This window comes from Rathayibacter rubneri (assembly GCF_023743255.1).
In the GTDB taxonomy this organism is placed as follows: Bacteria; Actinomycetota; Actinomycetes; order Actinomycetales; family Microbacteriaceae; genus Rathayibacter; species Rathayibacter rubneri.
In genome coordinates this window covers 35,379-50,335 of the sequence record NZ_JAMRYM010000015.1, presented here as the reverse complement: position 1 = coordinate 50,335, position 14,957 = coordinate 35,379, and the positions used below count along the sequence as shown (strand labels likewise).

Genomic DNA, 14,957 nt, shown 5'->3' with positions numbered 1-14,957 from the left:
TGAGCCAGGATCAAACTCTCCGTAAAAAAATTTACGACAACCAACCCCGAAGAGAAGGAAGTCAAGTTTGACCTCTAGCAAATAAGACATCATTACTGACATCAATTTCCAAAGGAATCCCAACCAGATCACAAGACCCGGCCGGGGTATAAAATTGGCATTGAACATAGTGCACGCTGTTGAGTTCTCAAGAATCGGACACACCCCGCCTCCACACCAAAAAAGATGCTTCACAACGAGAGTGATCGAAGATGTTGCGATCGAGGCCCGGAGGCACTCGATTTGATTGTGGTTGCCAGAACCGGTTATGCTTATCAGAACCGCAGTTCCGATCGCCCCCGTGGCAACTTGACTAACTTAGCACGTCCGCACGCCGTGTCAAATCGGCGTCTTCATGATGTCAGCGGCGGAGTTCGTCTACACGAACGCGGCGATCTCGCGATCACCTTCCGTCACCTTCACCCGCTCGTCGTCATCGTTCCCGGTGACGGTGCTGCAGCGAAGCGGGACCGAGGTCCTGCGGAGGCTTTACATCTTACGCTCGCGATCCGAGACCTTCAAGAGACGAATCTCTCGCGGGCGGTGGAGCGAGGGGATGGTCCCCGCTTGAGGTCGACGACCGGGTCTCGACGCTCTGCGTCCGACTCTCGCTCGCCGCTCCTTTGGGGTGACGAGGGGTTACATTACGTCGATGTTTCGCGGGCCCGCAAGTCGCCCGGAACCCGGGCGTGTCGGGTTCGTCAGCTGCTCTCGGCGACGAACGCGCCGGCGAAGCTCTTCTTGCCTCGGCGCAGCACGGCGATGCCGTCGATCAGCGGGAGGTCGCCGAGAACCGCGGCGTCGTCTGTGACGACGACGTTGTTCACCGAGATCCCGCCCTGCGCAATGCCCCGACGCGCCTCCCCCAGGCTCGCTGCGAGACCGGTGTCGACGACGGCCTGGATCACGGGCGTCGCGCGCCCGGCTCCGATGGTCCGCACCGACTCGAGCGCACCGCGGAGGATCGAGGGGTCGATGCCCTCGAGCGTTCCGCGGCCGAAGAGTGCCGATGCCGCGTCCATCACCTGGCGCGTCACCGTCTCCCCGTGGACCAGCGACGTGACCTCCCACGCGAGGGCCCGCTGCGCCTCGCGCTTGAAAGGCGCTGCGGCGGTCGCCTCGGCGAGACGTTCGATCTCGACCCGGGGCAGGAACGTGAAGACCTTCAACCGGTCGACGACGTCGTCGTCGTCGACGTTGAGCCAGAACTGGTAGAAGGCGTACGGGCTGGTCAGCTCCGGGTCCAGCCAGACGGCGTTGCCCTCGCTTTTGCCGAACTTGGTGCCGTCGGAGTTCATCACCAGGGGGGTGCCGATCGCGTGCACCGAGTCGCCCTCCGTGCGGTGGATGAGATCGGTCCCGCTCGTGAGGTTGCCCCACTGGTCGCTGCCCCCGGTCTGGAGCACGCAGTCGTAGTGGCGGTAGAGCTCGAGGAAGTCCAGTCCCTGGAGGATCTGGTAGCTGAACTCCGTGTAGCTGATGCCGGCGTCCGAGTTCAGCCGCGCGCTCACGGCGTCCTTCTTGAGCATCGTGCCCACTCGGAAGTGCTTGCCGATCTCCCGGAGGAAGTCGATCGCCGAGAGGGGCGCGGTCCAATCGAGGTTGTTCACCAGGCGCAGCGGGTTCTCCCCCTCCGTGGAGAGGAACCTCGAGACCTGGCCCTGGAGGCGCTGCACCCACTCCGTCACGGTCTCGCGCGAGTTCAGCGTCCGCTCGGCGGTGGGCCGCGGGTCGCCGATCAGTCCCGTCGAGCCACCGACGAGACCGAGCGGCCGGTGGCCCGCCAGCTGGAGCCGGCGCATCAGGATGAGCTGCACGAGATTGCCCAGGTGCAGGCTCGGCGCGGTCGGGTCGAATCCGCAGTAGTAGGTGATCGGGTCGCCGGCGAGGAGCTCCCGGAGCGAGTCGCGATCCGTCGAGACGTGGACGGATCCGCGCCAGACGATCTCGTCCCAGACGGTCTCGAAGGCCGCGTCCAGCAGGGGGTTCGCGGAGGAGCCGTGGACAGACTGATCGATCACGCGTCCAGGGTATCGCCCGCACGGCCGCTGCCCGGGCTGGCTATCAAGCATCTGGGCTTGATGTGGGGAGATCAAGCCTGGATCCTTGTCGCAGGAGGTGCTCGTGTTCGTCATCACTGCGGATCAGCGCGATAGCAGACGTGACCGTGACCGTGTCGACGACGCCATCGCCCGACTGCTCCTCGAGCATGCGGACGGTTTCGTCCTTCCGCCCGAGAGGACCGCGGGGGACGAGTTCCAGTTCGTCCTCGACCGCGCGGAAGTCGTCGTCGCCCTCGTCCTGGCTCTGCACCGGACCGGTCATTGGAGTATCGGATTGGGCGTGGGGCCGGTGGAGCGCCCCCTCCCCCGCACCACTCGTGCGGCGACCGGCTCCGCGCACTTCGCGGCGCGTCGGGCGGTCGAGGCCGCGAAGACCCGACCGAGCCGCTTCTCGACGGATCCCGACGACGCGTCGACGGCCTTCCCCTCCCCCGCCGACGCGCAGGCGCTGTTCGACCCGCTCCTGCAGCTGCGCGACTCCCGGTCCGAGGCGGGGTGGGAGATCGTCGACCTCCTCGCCGCCGGGCGCAGCCAGAAGGACGCGGCCGAGCATCTCGCCGTCACCCCGCAGGCCGTGAGCCTGCGGGTGCGCGCGGCCAGTGCCCGCGTGGACGCCCCGGCCGCCGCGGCCCTCGCGCGGCTCCTGACGGTGGTCGACCGTACGCTCGACCCCGCCGACGAGAGGACCGAGCGATGACGATGCTCCCCAGCGCACTCCCCAGCGCACTACCCAGCGCACTCCCCGACGCGGTGGCCGCCTCCGTGCAGTCCCTCGCATGGACGGGAGTCGTCCTCGTCCTCGTCGCGGCTCTCGTCGGCACGGCGCTCGCGCTGCGCCTGAGACGGCCCGTCCTCGCATGGATCGGGATCGGCGGAGTGGTGGCGGGGTTCCTCCTCACGGGACTCGCGGGATCCTCCGCGCCGGTGCCGGTCGCCCTGCTCGTCGCGACGGCGGCCTTCGCGATCGCCGTGCTCGGCGGCGGGCCCGTAGTGCTCCTGACTCTGGATCTGGCGACGTCCGACGCCCGGGCGGGCGCCCACGGCGGCATCATGATCGCGGCGCCCCGATCTCCGTCGGCGGCGACCGCGTCGCCCAGCGCCATCGGCCAGCCGATCGAGGTGCTCCGCGGCGGAACGACCATCGGGGTCCTCGAGCGCATCGCGACCGCCGGTGCCCTCATGAGCGGGATCCCCGAGGGCGTCGCAGTGGTGGTCGCGGTCAAGGGCGTCGGCCGCTTCAGCGAGCTGGCCTCACCGGAGGCCCGCGAGCGCTTCATCATCGGCACCCTCGCCAGCCTCGCGTGGTCGGCCGCGCTCGGGACGCTCGCACGGCTCTACCTCGCGGGCTGAGCTCCACCGGCGCGCCGACGCGGCACCGCCCGGCGGTACGGCGACACCGTGGGCTCGCCGGCGATCGCGAACCGCCAGGGGTACTCCTCGCCTCCGCCCGGTCCGGCGACTCCGGTCCGAGGGGATGCGGTGATCGCGACGGCGGCCCGACGCGGGCGCAGCTCGAAGGACTCCTCGAGCGGATCCCCCGACTCCGACAGCAGCACCCCGAGCGCGCGGGTCAGCCTGGCGGGGCCGCGGGCGAGATCCCGGTCCGGCACCGCCGGGCGCCGGGACCGCGCGAGGGGGAGGCCCTCCACGACCTCGCCGGCCCGCAGCAGCACCGCCGACGCTGTTCCCGCTGGCGCGCAGACGATGTTCACGCACGTGTGCATGCCGTACGTGAAGTACGCGTAGATCGTGCCCGGCTCGCCGAACATCGGCGCCGTGCGCTCGGTCCGGCGCCGGTAGGCGTGCGAGCCCGGGTCCTCGCCGACTCCGAGGTAGGCCTCGACCTCGGTGAGGCGCACGGCGACCGGACCCTCCGGGCTGCGATGCACGAGGACGCAGCCCAGCAGGTCCGGCGCCACGTCGAGCGCAGAGCGCCGGAGGTCGATCGGCCGGGTCACGGCCTAGAAGAAGCTCTGACCGGAGACGAGCGTGACCACGACGACGGCGACGATGATCACCACGGCGACGGCCACCAGGATCCGCTGCTGCACGGGGCGCAGCGGGCGCCGGTCGTCGTCGTCGTCCTTGCGGAGCGTCATCAGCGCTCCCCCCGGAGCGACGAGCGCACGACGCGGACCCGTTCGGTGAGCTGGGCCAGCTGCTCCGCGACGCGCGCCGGGGCGGTGCCGCCGACTCCGTCGCGGCTGGCGACAGAGCCCTCGAGCGAGAGCACCGAGCGGACGTCCGGCGTGAGGAGCGGCGAGACCGCGGCCAGCTCCTCGTCGTCGAGCTCCTCGAGCCCCAGGCCGCGCTGCTCCGCCGCCTTCACCAGCTCGCCGGTGATCTCGTGGGCGTCGCGGAACGGCACGTGCTTCTTGACCAGCCACTCGGCGACATCGGTGGCGAGCGAGTACCCCTGGGGTGCGAGCTCCGCCATGCGATCGGTGTGGAAGGTGAGGGTCGCGATCATCCCGCTGAACGCGGGGAGCAGCACCTCGAGGGTGGTGACCGAGTCGAAGACCGGCTCCTTGTCCTCCTGCAGATCGCGGTTGTAGGCCAGCGGCAGCGCCTTGAGCGTCGCGAGGAGCCCGGTCAGATTGCCGAGGAGCCGGCCCGCCTTGCCGCGGGCGAGCTCGGCGATGTCGGGGTTCTTCTTCTGCGGCATGATCGACGACCCCGTCGAGTAGCCGTCGTCGAGGGTGACGAACGAGAACTCGCGGGTGTTCCAGAGGATGATCTCCTCGGCGATACGCGAGACGTCGACTCCGATCATCGCGGCGACGAACGCGAACTCCGCCACGAGGTCCCGGCTCGCCGTGCCGTCGATGGAGTTGGGGACGCTGGCGGCGAAGCCGAGCTCAGTGGCGACGGCGCCGGCGTCGAGACCGAGCGTCGATCCGGCGAGTGCCCCCGACCCGTAGGGCGAGACGTCGGCCCGCACGCCCCAGTCGCGCAGGCGCTCGAGGTCGCGCAGCAGCGCCCAGGCGTGCGCGAGCAGGTGGTGCGCCAGGAGCACGGGCTGAGCGTGCTGGAGGTGCGTGCGGCCCGGCATGATCGCGGAGGGGTGCGCCGACGCCTGCGCGGCGATCGCGTCGATGAGCTGGACGACCTGCTCGGAGACGACGGCGGCGTGGTCGCGGAGGTACATCCGCACGAAGGTCGCGATCTGGTCGTTGCGCGACCGGCCCGCCCGCAGCTTGCCGCCGAGCTCGGGGCCGGCCTCGATCATCAGGCCGCGCTCCAGGGCGCCGTGCACGTCCTCGTCGGACTCCTCGGCGACGAAGCGGCCGTCGACGACGTCCGCCCGCAGGCGCTCGAGGGCATCGAGCATCTGCTGGAGCTCGACGTCGTCGAGGTACCCCGCGGCGGCGAGCGCTCGCGCGTGGGCGCGGGACCCGGCGAGGTCGTACTCGGCCAGCTGCCAGTCGAAGTGCGTGGACTTCGAGAGGGCTGCGAGCTCGGGCGAGGGCCCGCCGGCGAAGCGGCCGCCCCAGAGCGCGCCGGCCTCGCCCGCACGGGCGGAGGGTCGTTCCGTCATGGTTCTCCTCGGTTCGGCTGTCGAGTCTACTGAGCGGCGGCGGTCTCGCCCGCGCGCTCGAGGAGCCAGACGAGCAGTGCCTTCTGGGCGTGGAGGCGGTTCTCGGCCTCGTCCCAGATCACGCTCTGCGGGCCGTCGATCACGTCGGCGGTCACCTCGTACCCGCGGTCCGCGGGGAGGCAGTGGAGGAAGAGCGCGTCGGGAGCCGCGGCCGCCATCGTCCCGGCGTCGACGCGGTAGGCGCCGAACGTCTCGACGCGCTGCGCCTTCTCCTCCTCCTTGCCCATCGACACCCAGGTGTCGGTGATCACGATGTCGGAGCCGGTCGCGCCCGCGGCGGGGTCGGTCGTCGTCGTCGCCGATCCTCCCGTGGTCGCGGCGATGCGCTGCGCGTCGGCCAGCACCTCGGGGTCGGGCGCGTAGGTGTCGGGCGAGACGATCCGCACGTGCATGCCCGCCGTCGCTCCGGCGAGCAGGTAGGAGTGCGCCATGTTGCTCGCGCCGTCGCCGAAGAAGGTCAGCGTGAGGCCGGCGAGGCGGCCGCGGTGCTCGCGGATCGTGAGCAGGTCGGCCAGCAGCTGGCACGGGTGGAACTCGTCGGACAGCGCGTTGACGACGGGCACGCGGGTGCCGCGGGCCATCTCCTCCAGCCCCGACTGCGCGTAGGTGCGCCACACGATCGCGGCTACCTGGCGCTCGAGCACCCGGGCGGTGTCGGACGCCGTCTCCTTGCCGCCGAGCTGGCTGCTAGCGGTGGAGATGATCAGCGGGGCGCCGCCGAGATCGGCGATGCCGACGGCGAAGGACACGCGGGTCCTGGTCGAGGACTTGTCGAAGATCACGGCCACGGTCTGCGGACCCTCGAGCGGCGTCCTCGACCACCGGTCGCGCTTGAGCTCGAGGGCGAGATCGAGGATCTCGGCCTGCTCGGCGGGGGTGATGTCGTCGTCGCGGAGGAAGTGGCGGGTCACGGGAGCGGGTCGCTTTCGGTCGAGGAGTGGTCGGAGGTGAGGGTCGAGAGCGCCCGCGCGAAGCGGACGGCGAAGTCGTCCACGTCGGCGGCCGAGACGATCAGCGGTGGCGCGAGTCGGATGCTCGCCTCGTTCGCGGCGTTCACGATGAGCCCTTCCGCGAGTGCCGCCGCCGCGAGCTCCGCGGCGACGGGCTCGGTGAGGGCGATGCCCAGCAGCAGCCCCGCGCCGCGGACGCCGCTGATGAGCGGAGAGGACAGGGCGTCGACGGCCCGGACGATCTGCTCACCGCGCTCGCGGGCGTTGGCCAGCAGTCCGGCCCGCTCGATCTCGCCCAGGACTGCTCCCGCGACGGCGGTCGCCAGAGGGTTGCCGCCGAACGTGCTGCCGTGGTGCCCCTTCTGGAACAGCTCCGAGGCCCGGCCGAAGGTCACGAGCGCGCCGACGGGGAACCCGCCGCCCAGACCCTTGGCGAGGGTGATCGCATCCGGGACGATGCCGGAGCGCTGGTAGGCGAACCAGTGGCCCGTGCGGCCGACCCCGGTCTGGATCTCGTCGACGATCAGGAGGACGCCGTGCTCGCGGGTCAACTCCCGTGCGCGCTCGAGGAAGCCGTCGGGCAGCGGGATCACCCCCGCCTCCCCCTGGATGGGCTCGACGACGAGGGCCGCGACCGAGGTGTCGAGCGCGGACTCGAGGGCCTCGACGCTCGCGTCGATGTGCTCCACCCCGGCGGGCATCGGCTCGAACGGCGCCCGCATCGCGGCCTTGCCGGTCAGCGCGAGGGCGCCCATGGTGCGCCCGTGGAAGGCGTTGCGGAGCGCCAGGATGCGCGGGCGCGCCCCGCCCTCGACGTTCAGTCGCGCCAGCTTGAACGCGGCCTCGTTCGCCTCCGTCCCGGAGTTCGCGAAGTAGACGCGCCCCTGCTCCCCCGCGCCGGTGAGCTCGCGGAGCTTCTCGGCGAGCGCGATCTGCGGCGCGGTGGCGAAGTAGTTGGACACGTGGGCGATCGCCGCGGACTGGCGGCTCACCGCCTCCACGAAGACCGGATGGGCGTGCCCGAGCGAGTTGACGGCGATGCCGCCGAGGAAGTCGAGGTACTCGCGACCGTCGACGTCCCAGACGCGGCAGCCCTCTCCGCGCTCCAGGACGGCGAGCGGAGGGGCGAACGTCCGCATCATCGCGGACGCGTAGCGCTGCTGCGCCTCGTCGGCGCGGGAGTCGACCGCGGTGGAACCGGGGGTGTCGGAGGGCATGACGGACCTTTCTGGACGAGCGGAACGGCCGGAGCGGCCGTCGGTGCGCGGACCCGGGAGGGCGCGCGCTCGGAGCCGGGGCCGCTGACGGGTCAGCGGCCCGACGTTCGCTCCCGGTCGTCCGGTCGGGGCGAGGCGACGACCTCGGTGCCGATGCCCTCGCTGGTGAACACCTCGAGGAGCACCGAGTGCGCGAGCCGTCCGTCGATGATCGCGGCCTTGGGCACACCGCCCTGCACGGCGTCGAGGCACGCCGTCATCTTCGGGATCATGCCGGACTCGAGCGAGGGCAGCAGGTGGATGAGCTCGTCGGAGGAGATCTGGGAGACCAGCGAGTCGCGGTTCGGCCAGTCGGAGTAGAGGCCCGCCACATCCGTCAGGATGACGAGCTTCTCGGCCCCGAGAGCGACGGCCAGCGCCGCGGCGGCCGCATCGGCGTTGACGTTGAGCGACTGCGTCGGGTCGTCGGAGTCGGGAGCGATCGAGGAGACCACGGGGATGCGCCCGGCCTCGAGCTGCGCGAGGACGGCGGCGGGGTCGACGGCGACGACGTCGCCGACGAGACCGAGATCGTGCTCGACGCCGTCGAGGACGACCCCGCGCCGACGACCGAGGAACAGGCCGGCGTCCTCTCCGGAGATGCCGGCGGCGAGCGGTCCGTGCTCGTTGATGCGCCGGACGATGTCGCGGCTGATCTGCCCGGTCAGCACCATCCGGACGACCTCCATCGCCTCGGGACTCGTCACGCGGTACCCGCCGCGGAACTCGCTCGTGATGCCGAGCCGGTCGAGCATCCGGGAGATCTGCGGACCGCCGCCGTGCACGACGACCGGACGGATGCCGGCGTAGCGCAGGTAGACGATGTCCTGTGCGAAGGCGCGCTGCAGCTCCTCCGACACCATGGCGTTGCCGCCGAACTTGATCACCATCGTGCGCCCGTGGAAGCGCGTGAGCCACGGCAGCGCCTCGATCAGGGTGCCCGCCTTGAGCCCGGCCTCCTCGCGCAGGGCGATGCCCTCGGCCTCGGTGTGGGTGTCGTGGTCCATGTCCGCCTCAGCTCGAGTAGGCCGAGTTCTCGTGCACGTAGTCGTGCGTGAGGTCGTTCGTCCAGATGGTCGCCGTCGCGGGGCCCGCGTGCAGGTCGATGTCGACCGAGACGGACCTCGGCGCGAGGTCGACGAGGTCGCGGCTCTCGAACGGCTCGCCGGCGCGGCAGACCTGCACCCCGTTGATGGCGACGTCGATGCCGTACGGGTCGAACTCGGCGTCGGTCGTGCCGACCGCGGCCAGGACCCGGCCCCAGTTGGGGTCGTTGCCGAAGATCGCGGCCTTGAAGAGGTTGCTCCGCGAGACGGCGCGGGCGACGACCACGGCCTCGTCCTCGCTCACGGCGTTCAGCACGCGGATCGCGACGTCGTGCGCCGCCCCCTCCGCGTCGGCCTGCAGCTGGAGGGTGAGGTCGCGGCACACCTCGGTGAGCGCGGCGGCGAAGGCGTCGGCCGAGGGGCGCACGCCGCTCGCACCGCTCGCGAGCAGGGCCACGGTGTCGTTCGTCGACATGCAGCCGTCGGAGTCGAGGCGGTCGAAGGTCACGCGGGTGGCCGCGCGCAGGGCGGTGTCGAGCTCCGCGGAGTCGAGGACCGCGTCGGTCGTGATCACCACGAGCATGGTCGCGAGCCCGGGCGCGAGCATGCCCGCGCCCTTGGCCATGCCGCCGACGCTCCAGCCGTCATCCGAGCGCACCGTCGCCTGCTTCGGGACGGTATCGGTCGTCATGATCGCCCGGGCGGCGTCCTCGCTGGCGTCCGTCGCGGTGGCGCCGGGGAGTGCGGCCGCCGCGTCGGTCACTCCGCGCGTGATCTTCGCGAGGTCGAGCTGGTCGCCGATCAGCCCCGTGGAGCACACGAGCACATCACCGGCGGCGACGTCGAGCAGCTCGCCGACGAGCTCGGCGGTGCGGTGCGTGACCTGGAACCCCTGCGCCCCGGTGTAGCAGTTGGCCCCGCCGGAGTTCAGGACGATCGCCGAGACGACGCCGTCGCGCATCACCTGCTCGCTCCAGAGCACCGGATTCGCCTTGCAGCGGTTGCTCGTGAAGACCGCCGCGGCGTTCTGCAGCGGCCCGATGTTCTTCACCAGGGCGATGTCGCGGGCGCCGGTCGACTTCAGACCGGCGACGACACCGGCCGCCTCGAACCCTGCTGCTGCGGTGACGCTCACGGCGCGACTCCGTTCACGCTGAGGCCGAGGGACTCGTCGAGGCCCAGGGCGATGTTGGCGGACTGGATCGCGGCGCCCGCGGTGCCCTTGACCAGGTTGTCGATCGCGGTGATCGCGACGACGCGGCGGGCCCGCTCGTCGACGCCCACGCCCACGAGCGCGGTGTTCGCCCCCACCACATCGGCCGTGCGGGGGAACGAGCCCTCGGGCAGCAGCTGCACGAAGGTCTCGTCGGCGTAGGCGGACTCCCAGGCGGCGCGCACGTCGTGCGCCGACACCCCGGGGGCCAGTCGCGCGGTGGACGTGGCGAGGATCCCCCGCGACATCGGCACGAGGACGGGCGTGAAGGAGATCGAGACCGGGCCCGCTCCCGCGAGTGCGAGGTTCTGCCGGATCTCGGGGTTGTGCCGGTGGGCGCCTCCCAGCCCGTAGGCGTGGGCCGAGCCGAGCAGCTCGCTCGCGAGCAGATCCGTGCGCAGGCTCTTGCCCGCGCCGGAGGGGCCGACGGCCAGCACCGAGACGAGGTCGCCGGGCTCGATGACCCCCGCGTGCAGTCCCGGTGCGAGCCCGAGGGTGATGGCCGTGACGTTGCAGCCGGGCACCGCGATGCGCCGGACGCCCTCGAGCCGCTCGCGCTGCTTGCGTCCGCCGCCGCCGATGAGGAGTTCCGGGAGTCCGTAGGGCCACGCTCCGGCGAACTCGCCGCCGTAGTAGTCGGCCCAGTCCTGCTCGTCGGTCAGCCGGTGGTCGGCGCCGCAGTCGACGACGAGGACGTCGTCCGGGAGCGTCGCCGTGATCTCGCCGGACCTGCCGTGCGGGAGGGCGAGGAAGACGACGTCATGGCCGGCGAGGTTCTCGGTCGTCGTGTCGACGAGGGTCAGGTGGCGCAGCGAGCGCAGGTGGGGCTGCACGGCGATGAGGGGCTGCCCGGCGTTGGCGTGCGCCGTGACGGTGCGCACCTCGAACCCGGGGTGCTCGGCGAGCAGGCGCAGGAGCTCGCCGCCCGCGTACCCGCTCGCACCGGCGACCGCCACGGAAAAAGTCATGCCCGACAGCCTAGTCCGTGCAGGGGACGCGATCGGTGCGGCCGTCGGCTCTCGCGAGCCGGCGGCCGCAGCGATCAGTCGCGCAGTCGCGCGCCGAAGCGCTCGGCCGCGACCGCGACTCCGCTCTCCTTCGAGGCGGTCGCCTCGGCCGCGGTGAGGGTGCGATCGGCGGCGCGGAAGCGGAGGGCGAAGGTCAGCGACTTCGTCCCCTCCTCCAGGCCCGCGCCGCGGTAGTCGTCGACCAGGCGGATCGACTCGAGCAGCATCCCGGCACCGTCGGCGACGGCCGATCGGACGTCCTCGGCCGCCACCTCGATCGGAACGACGAGCGAGAGGTCCTGGGTCGCGGCGGGGAGGGCGCCGACGGGTCGCGCGACGACGACGGCTCCGGCTCGGGCGAGGACGGGATCGAGGTCGAGCTCGACGACGGCGACCCGCCGGGGCAGGTCGAGCTCCTCCGCCAGCGCGGGGAGCAGCTCGCCCGCGTAGCCGACGACGGAGTCGCCCAGGAGGATCTCGGCGGTGCGGCCGGGGTGGAGCGCGGCGTGCGAGCCCTGACGGACGACGAGGTCGACCCCGGCCGCCGCTCCGATCGCCCGGACGACGTCGAGTGCGTCGCGCCAGTCGACGTCGCGCTGAGCGACGCCGGGCTGGCGCTCGACCGCGGCTCCCGTGAGCAGAGCGGCGACGTGCAGCGGCTGCGGCGGGATGCCGGCGTTCAGCGCGCGCTCGATGTCGGCCGACGGACGCTCGGCACCGCGGGGAAGCACGTCGGAGCCGAACGGCGCCGAGGCGTCGGGGAGGAACACCGTGCCCGTCTCGTAGATCGCGAGGTCGGTCAGACCGCGCGACCGGTTGCGCGCGGCGACCTGCACGAGGCCCGGGAGCAGCGTGACGCGCAGCTGCGCGGCCGTCGCGTCCAGCGGGTTCGCCAGGGTCACCTGCTGCACGGGCTCGCCGGTGGGCGAGCCGAGGCGGTCGTTGAGCGCGCGCGGGAGGAACGGGTAGGAGAGCACCTCGACGAGCCCGGTCGCCGCGAGCGTCTGAGCGATGACGCGACGCAGGCGCTGACCGGAGGTGAGACCGCGTCCGGGGGGCGCGACCGGCAGGATCGCGGGGATGCGGTCGTACCCGGTGATCCTCGCGACCTCCTCGGCGAGCGTCGCCTTGTCGGTGAGGTCGGGGCGCCAGCTCGGCGGAGTGACCAGGAGACCCGATCCGCCCGCTTCGACGCTCGCGCCGATCTCGACGAGCGAGCCGCGGATCTCCTCGGGCGTGTACTCCACTCCGATGAGCGAGGACACGTAGCCGTCGGGCAGCTCGATCACGGGCGCCGCGGCGGAGGCGGTCAGCGACGAGCCGAGCTCGTCCGCCCTGCCGCCGGCGAGCTCGACGAGCAGCTGGACCACGCGGGCGGCGGCGACCGGCGCGACGAGCGGGTCGACCCCGCGCTCGAACCGGCGGGAGGCCTCGCTCGGCAGCTTGTGCCGACGGGCGGTGCGCGCGACGGAGACCGGGTCGAAGTTCGCCGCCTCGATCAGCACGTCCTGCGTCGATCCGCCGATCTCGGTGCGAGCCCCGCCCATCACGCCCGCGAGGCCGATGGCGCCGCCGTCGTCGGCGATCACCAGGTCCTCGGGGTGGAGCCTCCTGGTCTGGCCGTCGAGGGTCTCGAGGGTCTCCCCCGGCGCTGCGCGGCGCACGACGATGCCGCCCTGCAGGGTGGCGAGGTCGTAGCCGTGCAGCGGCTGCCCGAGTTCGAACATGACGTAGTTGGTGATGTCGACGACCAGCGAGATCGAGCGGACGCCGGCCAGGCGCAGGCGCGCCACCATCCACGGAGGCGTGGGGCGGGCGGTGTCGACGCCCCGCACGACGCGGGTGACGAAGACGGAGGCGCCCTGCCGGCCGCGGATCGGAGCACGGTCCTCGATCTCGACCGGGAACACCGGTGCCGCTGCCGAGCGTCCGGCGTCGACGACGGAGAGCGCCGGGTCGCGGAACGCGGCTCCTGTCGCGTGGGCGTACTCGCGGGCGATGCCGCGGATCGAGAACGCGTAGCCCCGGTCGGGCGTGACGTTGACCTCGACGGCCGCATCGTCGAGCCCGAGCAGCGCGATCGCGTCGGTCCCCACCTCGGGATCGATGCCGAGGCTCGCGAGGCGGAGGATGCCGTCGTGGTCGTCGCCGAGGCCCAGTTCGCGGCTCGACGCGATCATGCCGTCGGACACGTGGCCGTAGGTCTTCCGCGCCGAGATGGGGAACGGCCCGGGCAGGACCGCGCCCGGGAGGGACACGACCACCTTCTCGCCCGCGGCGAAGTTGTGCGCACCGCAGACGATGCCGCGGACGTCCCCGCCTCCGTCCGCCGCCGTCTCCCCCTCGGGAGCGACGCGCACGGTGCACCAGTTGATCGTCTTGCCGTTCTTCTGCGGCTCGGGGACCAGGTCGAGGACCTCGCCGACGACGACGGGCCCGGAGACCTCGAAGCGGTGGACGTCCTCCTCCTCGAGACCCACGGAGACGAGGGCGGCGTGCACCGACTCGGTGCTCGTCCCCTGCTCGAGGTCGACGTACTCGCCCAGCCAGCTCAGCGGGATGCGCATCAGATCACCATCCCGTACTGCTCGCTGAAGCGGACGTCGCCCTCGACCATGTCGCGCATGTCCTTCACGTCGTTGCGGAACATCAGCGTGCGCTCGATGCCCATCCCGAAGGCGAAACCGGAGTACTCCTCCGGGTCGATCCCCGCCGCACGGAGCACGTTCGGGTTGATCATCCCGCAGCCGCCCCACTCGATCCATCGCGCGCCGCCGACGAAGGTCGGGTGCCAGATGTCGAGCTCGGCGCTGGGCTCGGTGAACGGGAAGTAGTTCGGACGCAGGCGGATCCGCGCCTCGTCGCCGAAGAGGAGCCGGGCGACGTGCTCGAGGGTGCCCCGCAGGTGCGCCATCGTGAGACCGCGGTCGACGGCGAGTCCTTCGAACTGCGTGAAGACGGGGGTGTGCGTCGCGTCGAGCTCGTCGGTGCGGTACACGCGTCCGGGCGCGATGACGTAGACGGGCAGGTCGCGCTCGAGCATCGAGCGGATCTGCACCGGCGAGGTGTGGGTGCGCAGGACGAGGTGGGAGTCGACCGGATCGACGAAGAAGGTGTCCTGCATCGCGCGGGCCGGGTGGTCCTCGTCGAAGTTCAGGGCGTCGAAGTTGAACCACTCGTTCTCGAGCTCGGGGCCCTCGGCGATCTCCCAGCCCATCCCGACGAAGACGTCGGCGATCGTCTCCTGCAGGAGCGAGAGCGGGTGGCGGGCGCCCACGCGGCGGAAGCTCGCGCCGGCGGTGACATCGACGCGCTCGGCGTCGAGAGCGGCCGCGTCCTCGGCGGCGACGAGCTCGGCCTCCCGCGCGGCGTACGCGTCGCCCACCTGCTTGCGGGCCGAGCCGACGAGCTTGCCGGAGGCGGCCTTGAACTCGGGCGGCACGGAGCGCATCTGCGCGTTGAGTCGGGCGAGGGCGGAGCCTTCGCCGAGATGGGCGGAGCGGGCCGCTTTCAGGGCAGCGGAGTCGCCGGCCGCGCTGATCGCGGTGAGCGCCTCGGCGACGGCTGCGGAGACGGCCTCGTCGGTGATCGGGTTGCTGTCGGACACGATCCCCCAGTGTAGGCGAGGGCCTGCGCCGCCCTTCCCCGCCGTGTGACGTCGCTCGACCGGAAGACGCGCCACCACGACAGCTGCGGGCGGACGCGGGTCTCGATACGCCGCTGCGCGGCTACTCGACCAGCAGAGGCGCCGACAGGACCAGCCGGAGGAACCGACTTCCGCCGCA

General features: G+C 71.8%; 14 protein-coding genes. 2 read left to right on the top strand and 12 right to left on the bottom strand.

The window, feature by feature from the left end:
* Nucleotides 1-740: 740 nt before the first annotated feature.
* Together tyrS and NB037_RS06035 are read right to left on the bottom strand one after the other, a co-directional pair.
* Nucleotides 741-2,057 (bottom strand): tyrosine--tRNA ligase, encoded by a 1,317-nt coding sequence (tyrS, locus tag NB037_RS06040; protein WP_251944392.1) that lies wholly within the window; start codon nucleotides 2,055-2,057, stop codon nucleotides 741-743.
* A 46-nt stretch (nucleotides 2,058-2,103) separates the two neighbouring features.
* Nucleotides 2,104-2,364 (bottom strand): hypothetical protein, encoded by a 261-nt coding sequence (locus NB037_RS06035; RefSeq protein WP_251944385.1) that lies wholly within the window; start codon nucleotides 2,362-2,364, stop codon nucleotides 2,104-2,106.
* 18 nt (nucleotides 2,365-2,382) lie between these two features.
* Here NB037_RS06035 and NB037_RS06030 point away from each other — a divergent pair, with 18 nt between their 5' ends.
* Together NB037_RS06030 and NB037_RS06025 are read left to right on the top strand one after the other, a co-directional pair.
* Complete coding sequence (locus tag NB037_RS06030; protein ID WP_251944384.1) at nucleotides 2,383-2,799, top strand: hypothetical protein; 417 nt, start codon at nucleotides 2,383-2,385, stop codon at nucleotides 2,797-2,799.
* Nucleotides 2,796-3,452 (top strand): hypothetical protein, encoded by a 657-nt coding sequence (locus tag NB037_RS06025; protein WP_251944383.1) that lies wholly within the window; start codon nucleotides 2,796-2,798, stop codon nucleotides 3,450-3,452. Before NB037_RS06030 ends, NB037_RS06025 begins: the two co-directional genes overlap by 4 nt.
* On the opposite strand, the gene NB037_RS06020 is transcribed toward NB037_RS06025, so the two are convergent.
* From NB037_RS06020 to pheS, 10 genes are all read right to left on the bottom strand, one after another.
* Complete coding sequence (locus NB037_RS06020) at nucleotides 3,437-4,060, bottom strand: DNA-3-methyladenine glycosylase (protein ID WP_251944382.1); 624 nt, start codon at nucleotides 4,058-4,060, stop codon at nucleotides 3,437-3,439. The genes NB037_RS06025 and NB037_RS06020 overlap by 16 nt on opposite strands.
* A gap of 3 nt (nucleotides 4,061-4,063) precedes the next feature.
* Nucleotides 4,064-4,201, bottom strand: a complete 138-nt coding sequence (locus NB037_RS06015) for a hypothetical protein (protein WP_207405871.1) — start codon at nucleotides 4,199-4,201, stop codon at nucleotides 4,064-4,066.
* Nucleotides 4,201-5,640, bottom strand: a complete 1,440-nt coding sequence (gene argH, locus NB037_RS06010) for an argininosuccinate lyase (protein ID WP_251944380.1) — start codon at nucleotides 5,638-5,640, stop codon at nucleotides 4,201-4,203. The genes NB037_RS06015 and argH overlap by 1 nt, the downstream gene beginning before the upstream one ends.
* A 26-nt stretch (nucleotides 5,641-5,666) precedes the next feature.
* Entirely contained in the window at nucleotides 5,667-6,611 is a 945-nt protein-coding gene (argF, locus tag NB037_RS06005) for an ornithine carbamoyltransferase (protein WP_251944379.1), read from the bottom strand.
* The gene (locus NB037_RS06000) at nucleotides 6,608-7,867 is read right to left on the bottom strand and encodes an acetylornithine transaminase (protein ID WP_279308633.1); all 1,260 of its coding nucleotides are present in this window, start codon (nucleotides 7,865-7,867) and stop codon (nucleotides 6,608-6,610) included. Before NB037_RS06000 ends, argF begins: the two co-directional genes overlap by 4 nt.
* A 92-nt stretch (nucleotides 7,868-7,959) precedes the next feature.
* Complete coding sequence (argB, locus tag NB037_RS05995) at nucleotides 7,960-8,913, bottom strand: acetylglutamate kinase (protein ID WP_251944377.1); 954 nt, start codon at nucleotides 8,911-8,913, stop codon at nucleotides 7,960-7,962.
* 7 nt (nucleotides 8,914-8,920) lie between these two features.
* On the bottom strand, nucleotides 8,921-10,087 hold the full coding sequence (argJ, locus tag NB037_RS05990; protein ID WP_251944376.1) for a bifunctional glutamate N-acetyltransferase/amino-acid acetyltransferase ArgJ: 1,167 nt from the start codon (nucleotides 10,085-10,087) through the stop codon (nucleotides 8,921-8,923).
* Nucleotides 10,084-11,133, bottom strand: a complete 1,050-nt coding sequence (gene argC, locus NB037_RS05985; RefSeq protein ID WP_251944375.1) for an N-acetyl-gamma-glutamyl-phosphate reductase — start codon at nucleotides 11,131-11,133, stop codon at nucleotides 10,084-10,086. The genes argJ and argC overlap by 4 nt, the downstream gene beginning before the upstream one ends.
* A 74-nt stretch (nucleotides 11,134-11,207) precedes the next feature.
* A complete protein-coding gene (pheT, locus tag NB037_RS05980; RefSeq protein ID WP_251944374.1) occupies nucleotides 11,208-13,739 on the bottom strand; it encodes a phenylalanine--tRNA ligase subunit beta in 2,532 nt (843 codons plus the stop codon).
* A complete protein-coding gene (gene pheS, locus NB037_RS05975) occupies nucleotides 13,739-14,779 on the bottom strand; it encodes a phenylalanine--tRNA ligase subunit alpha (protein ID WP_251944372.1) in 1,041 nt (346 codons plus the stop codon). The genes pheT and pheS overlap by 1 nt, the downstream gene beginning before the upstream one ends.
* Between the last annotated feature and the right edge of the window lie 178 nt (nucleotides 14,780-14,957).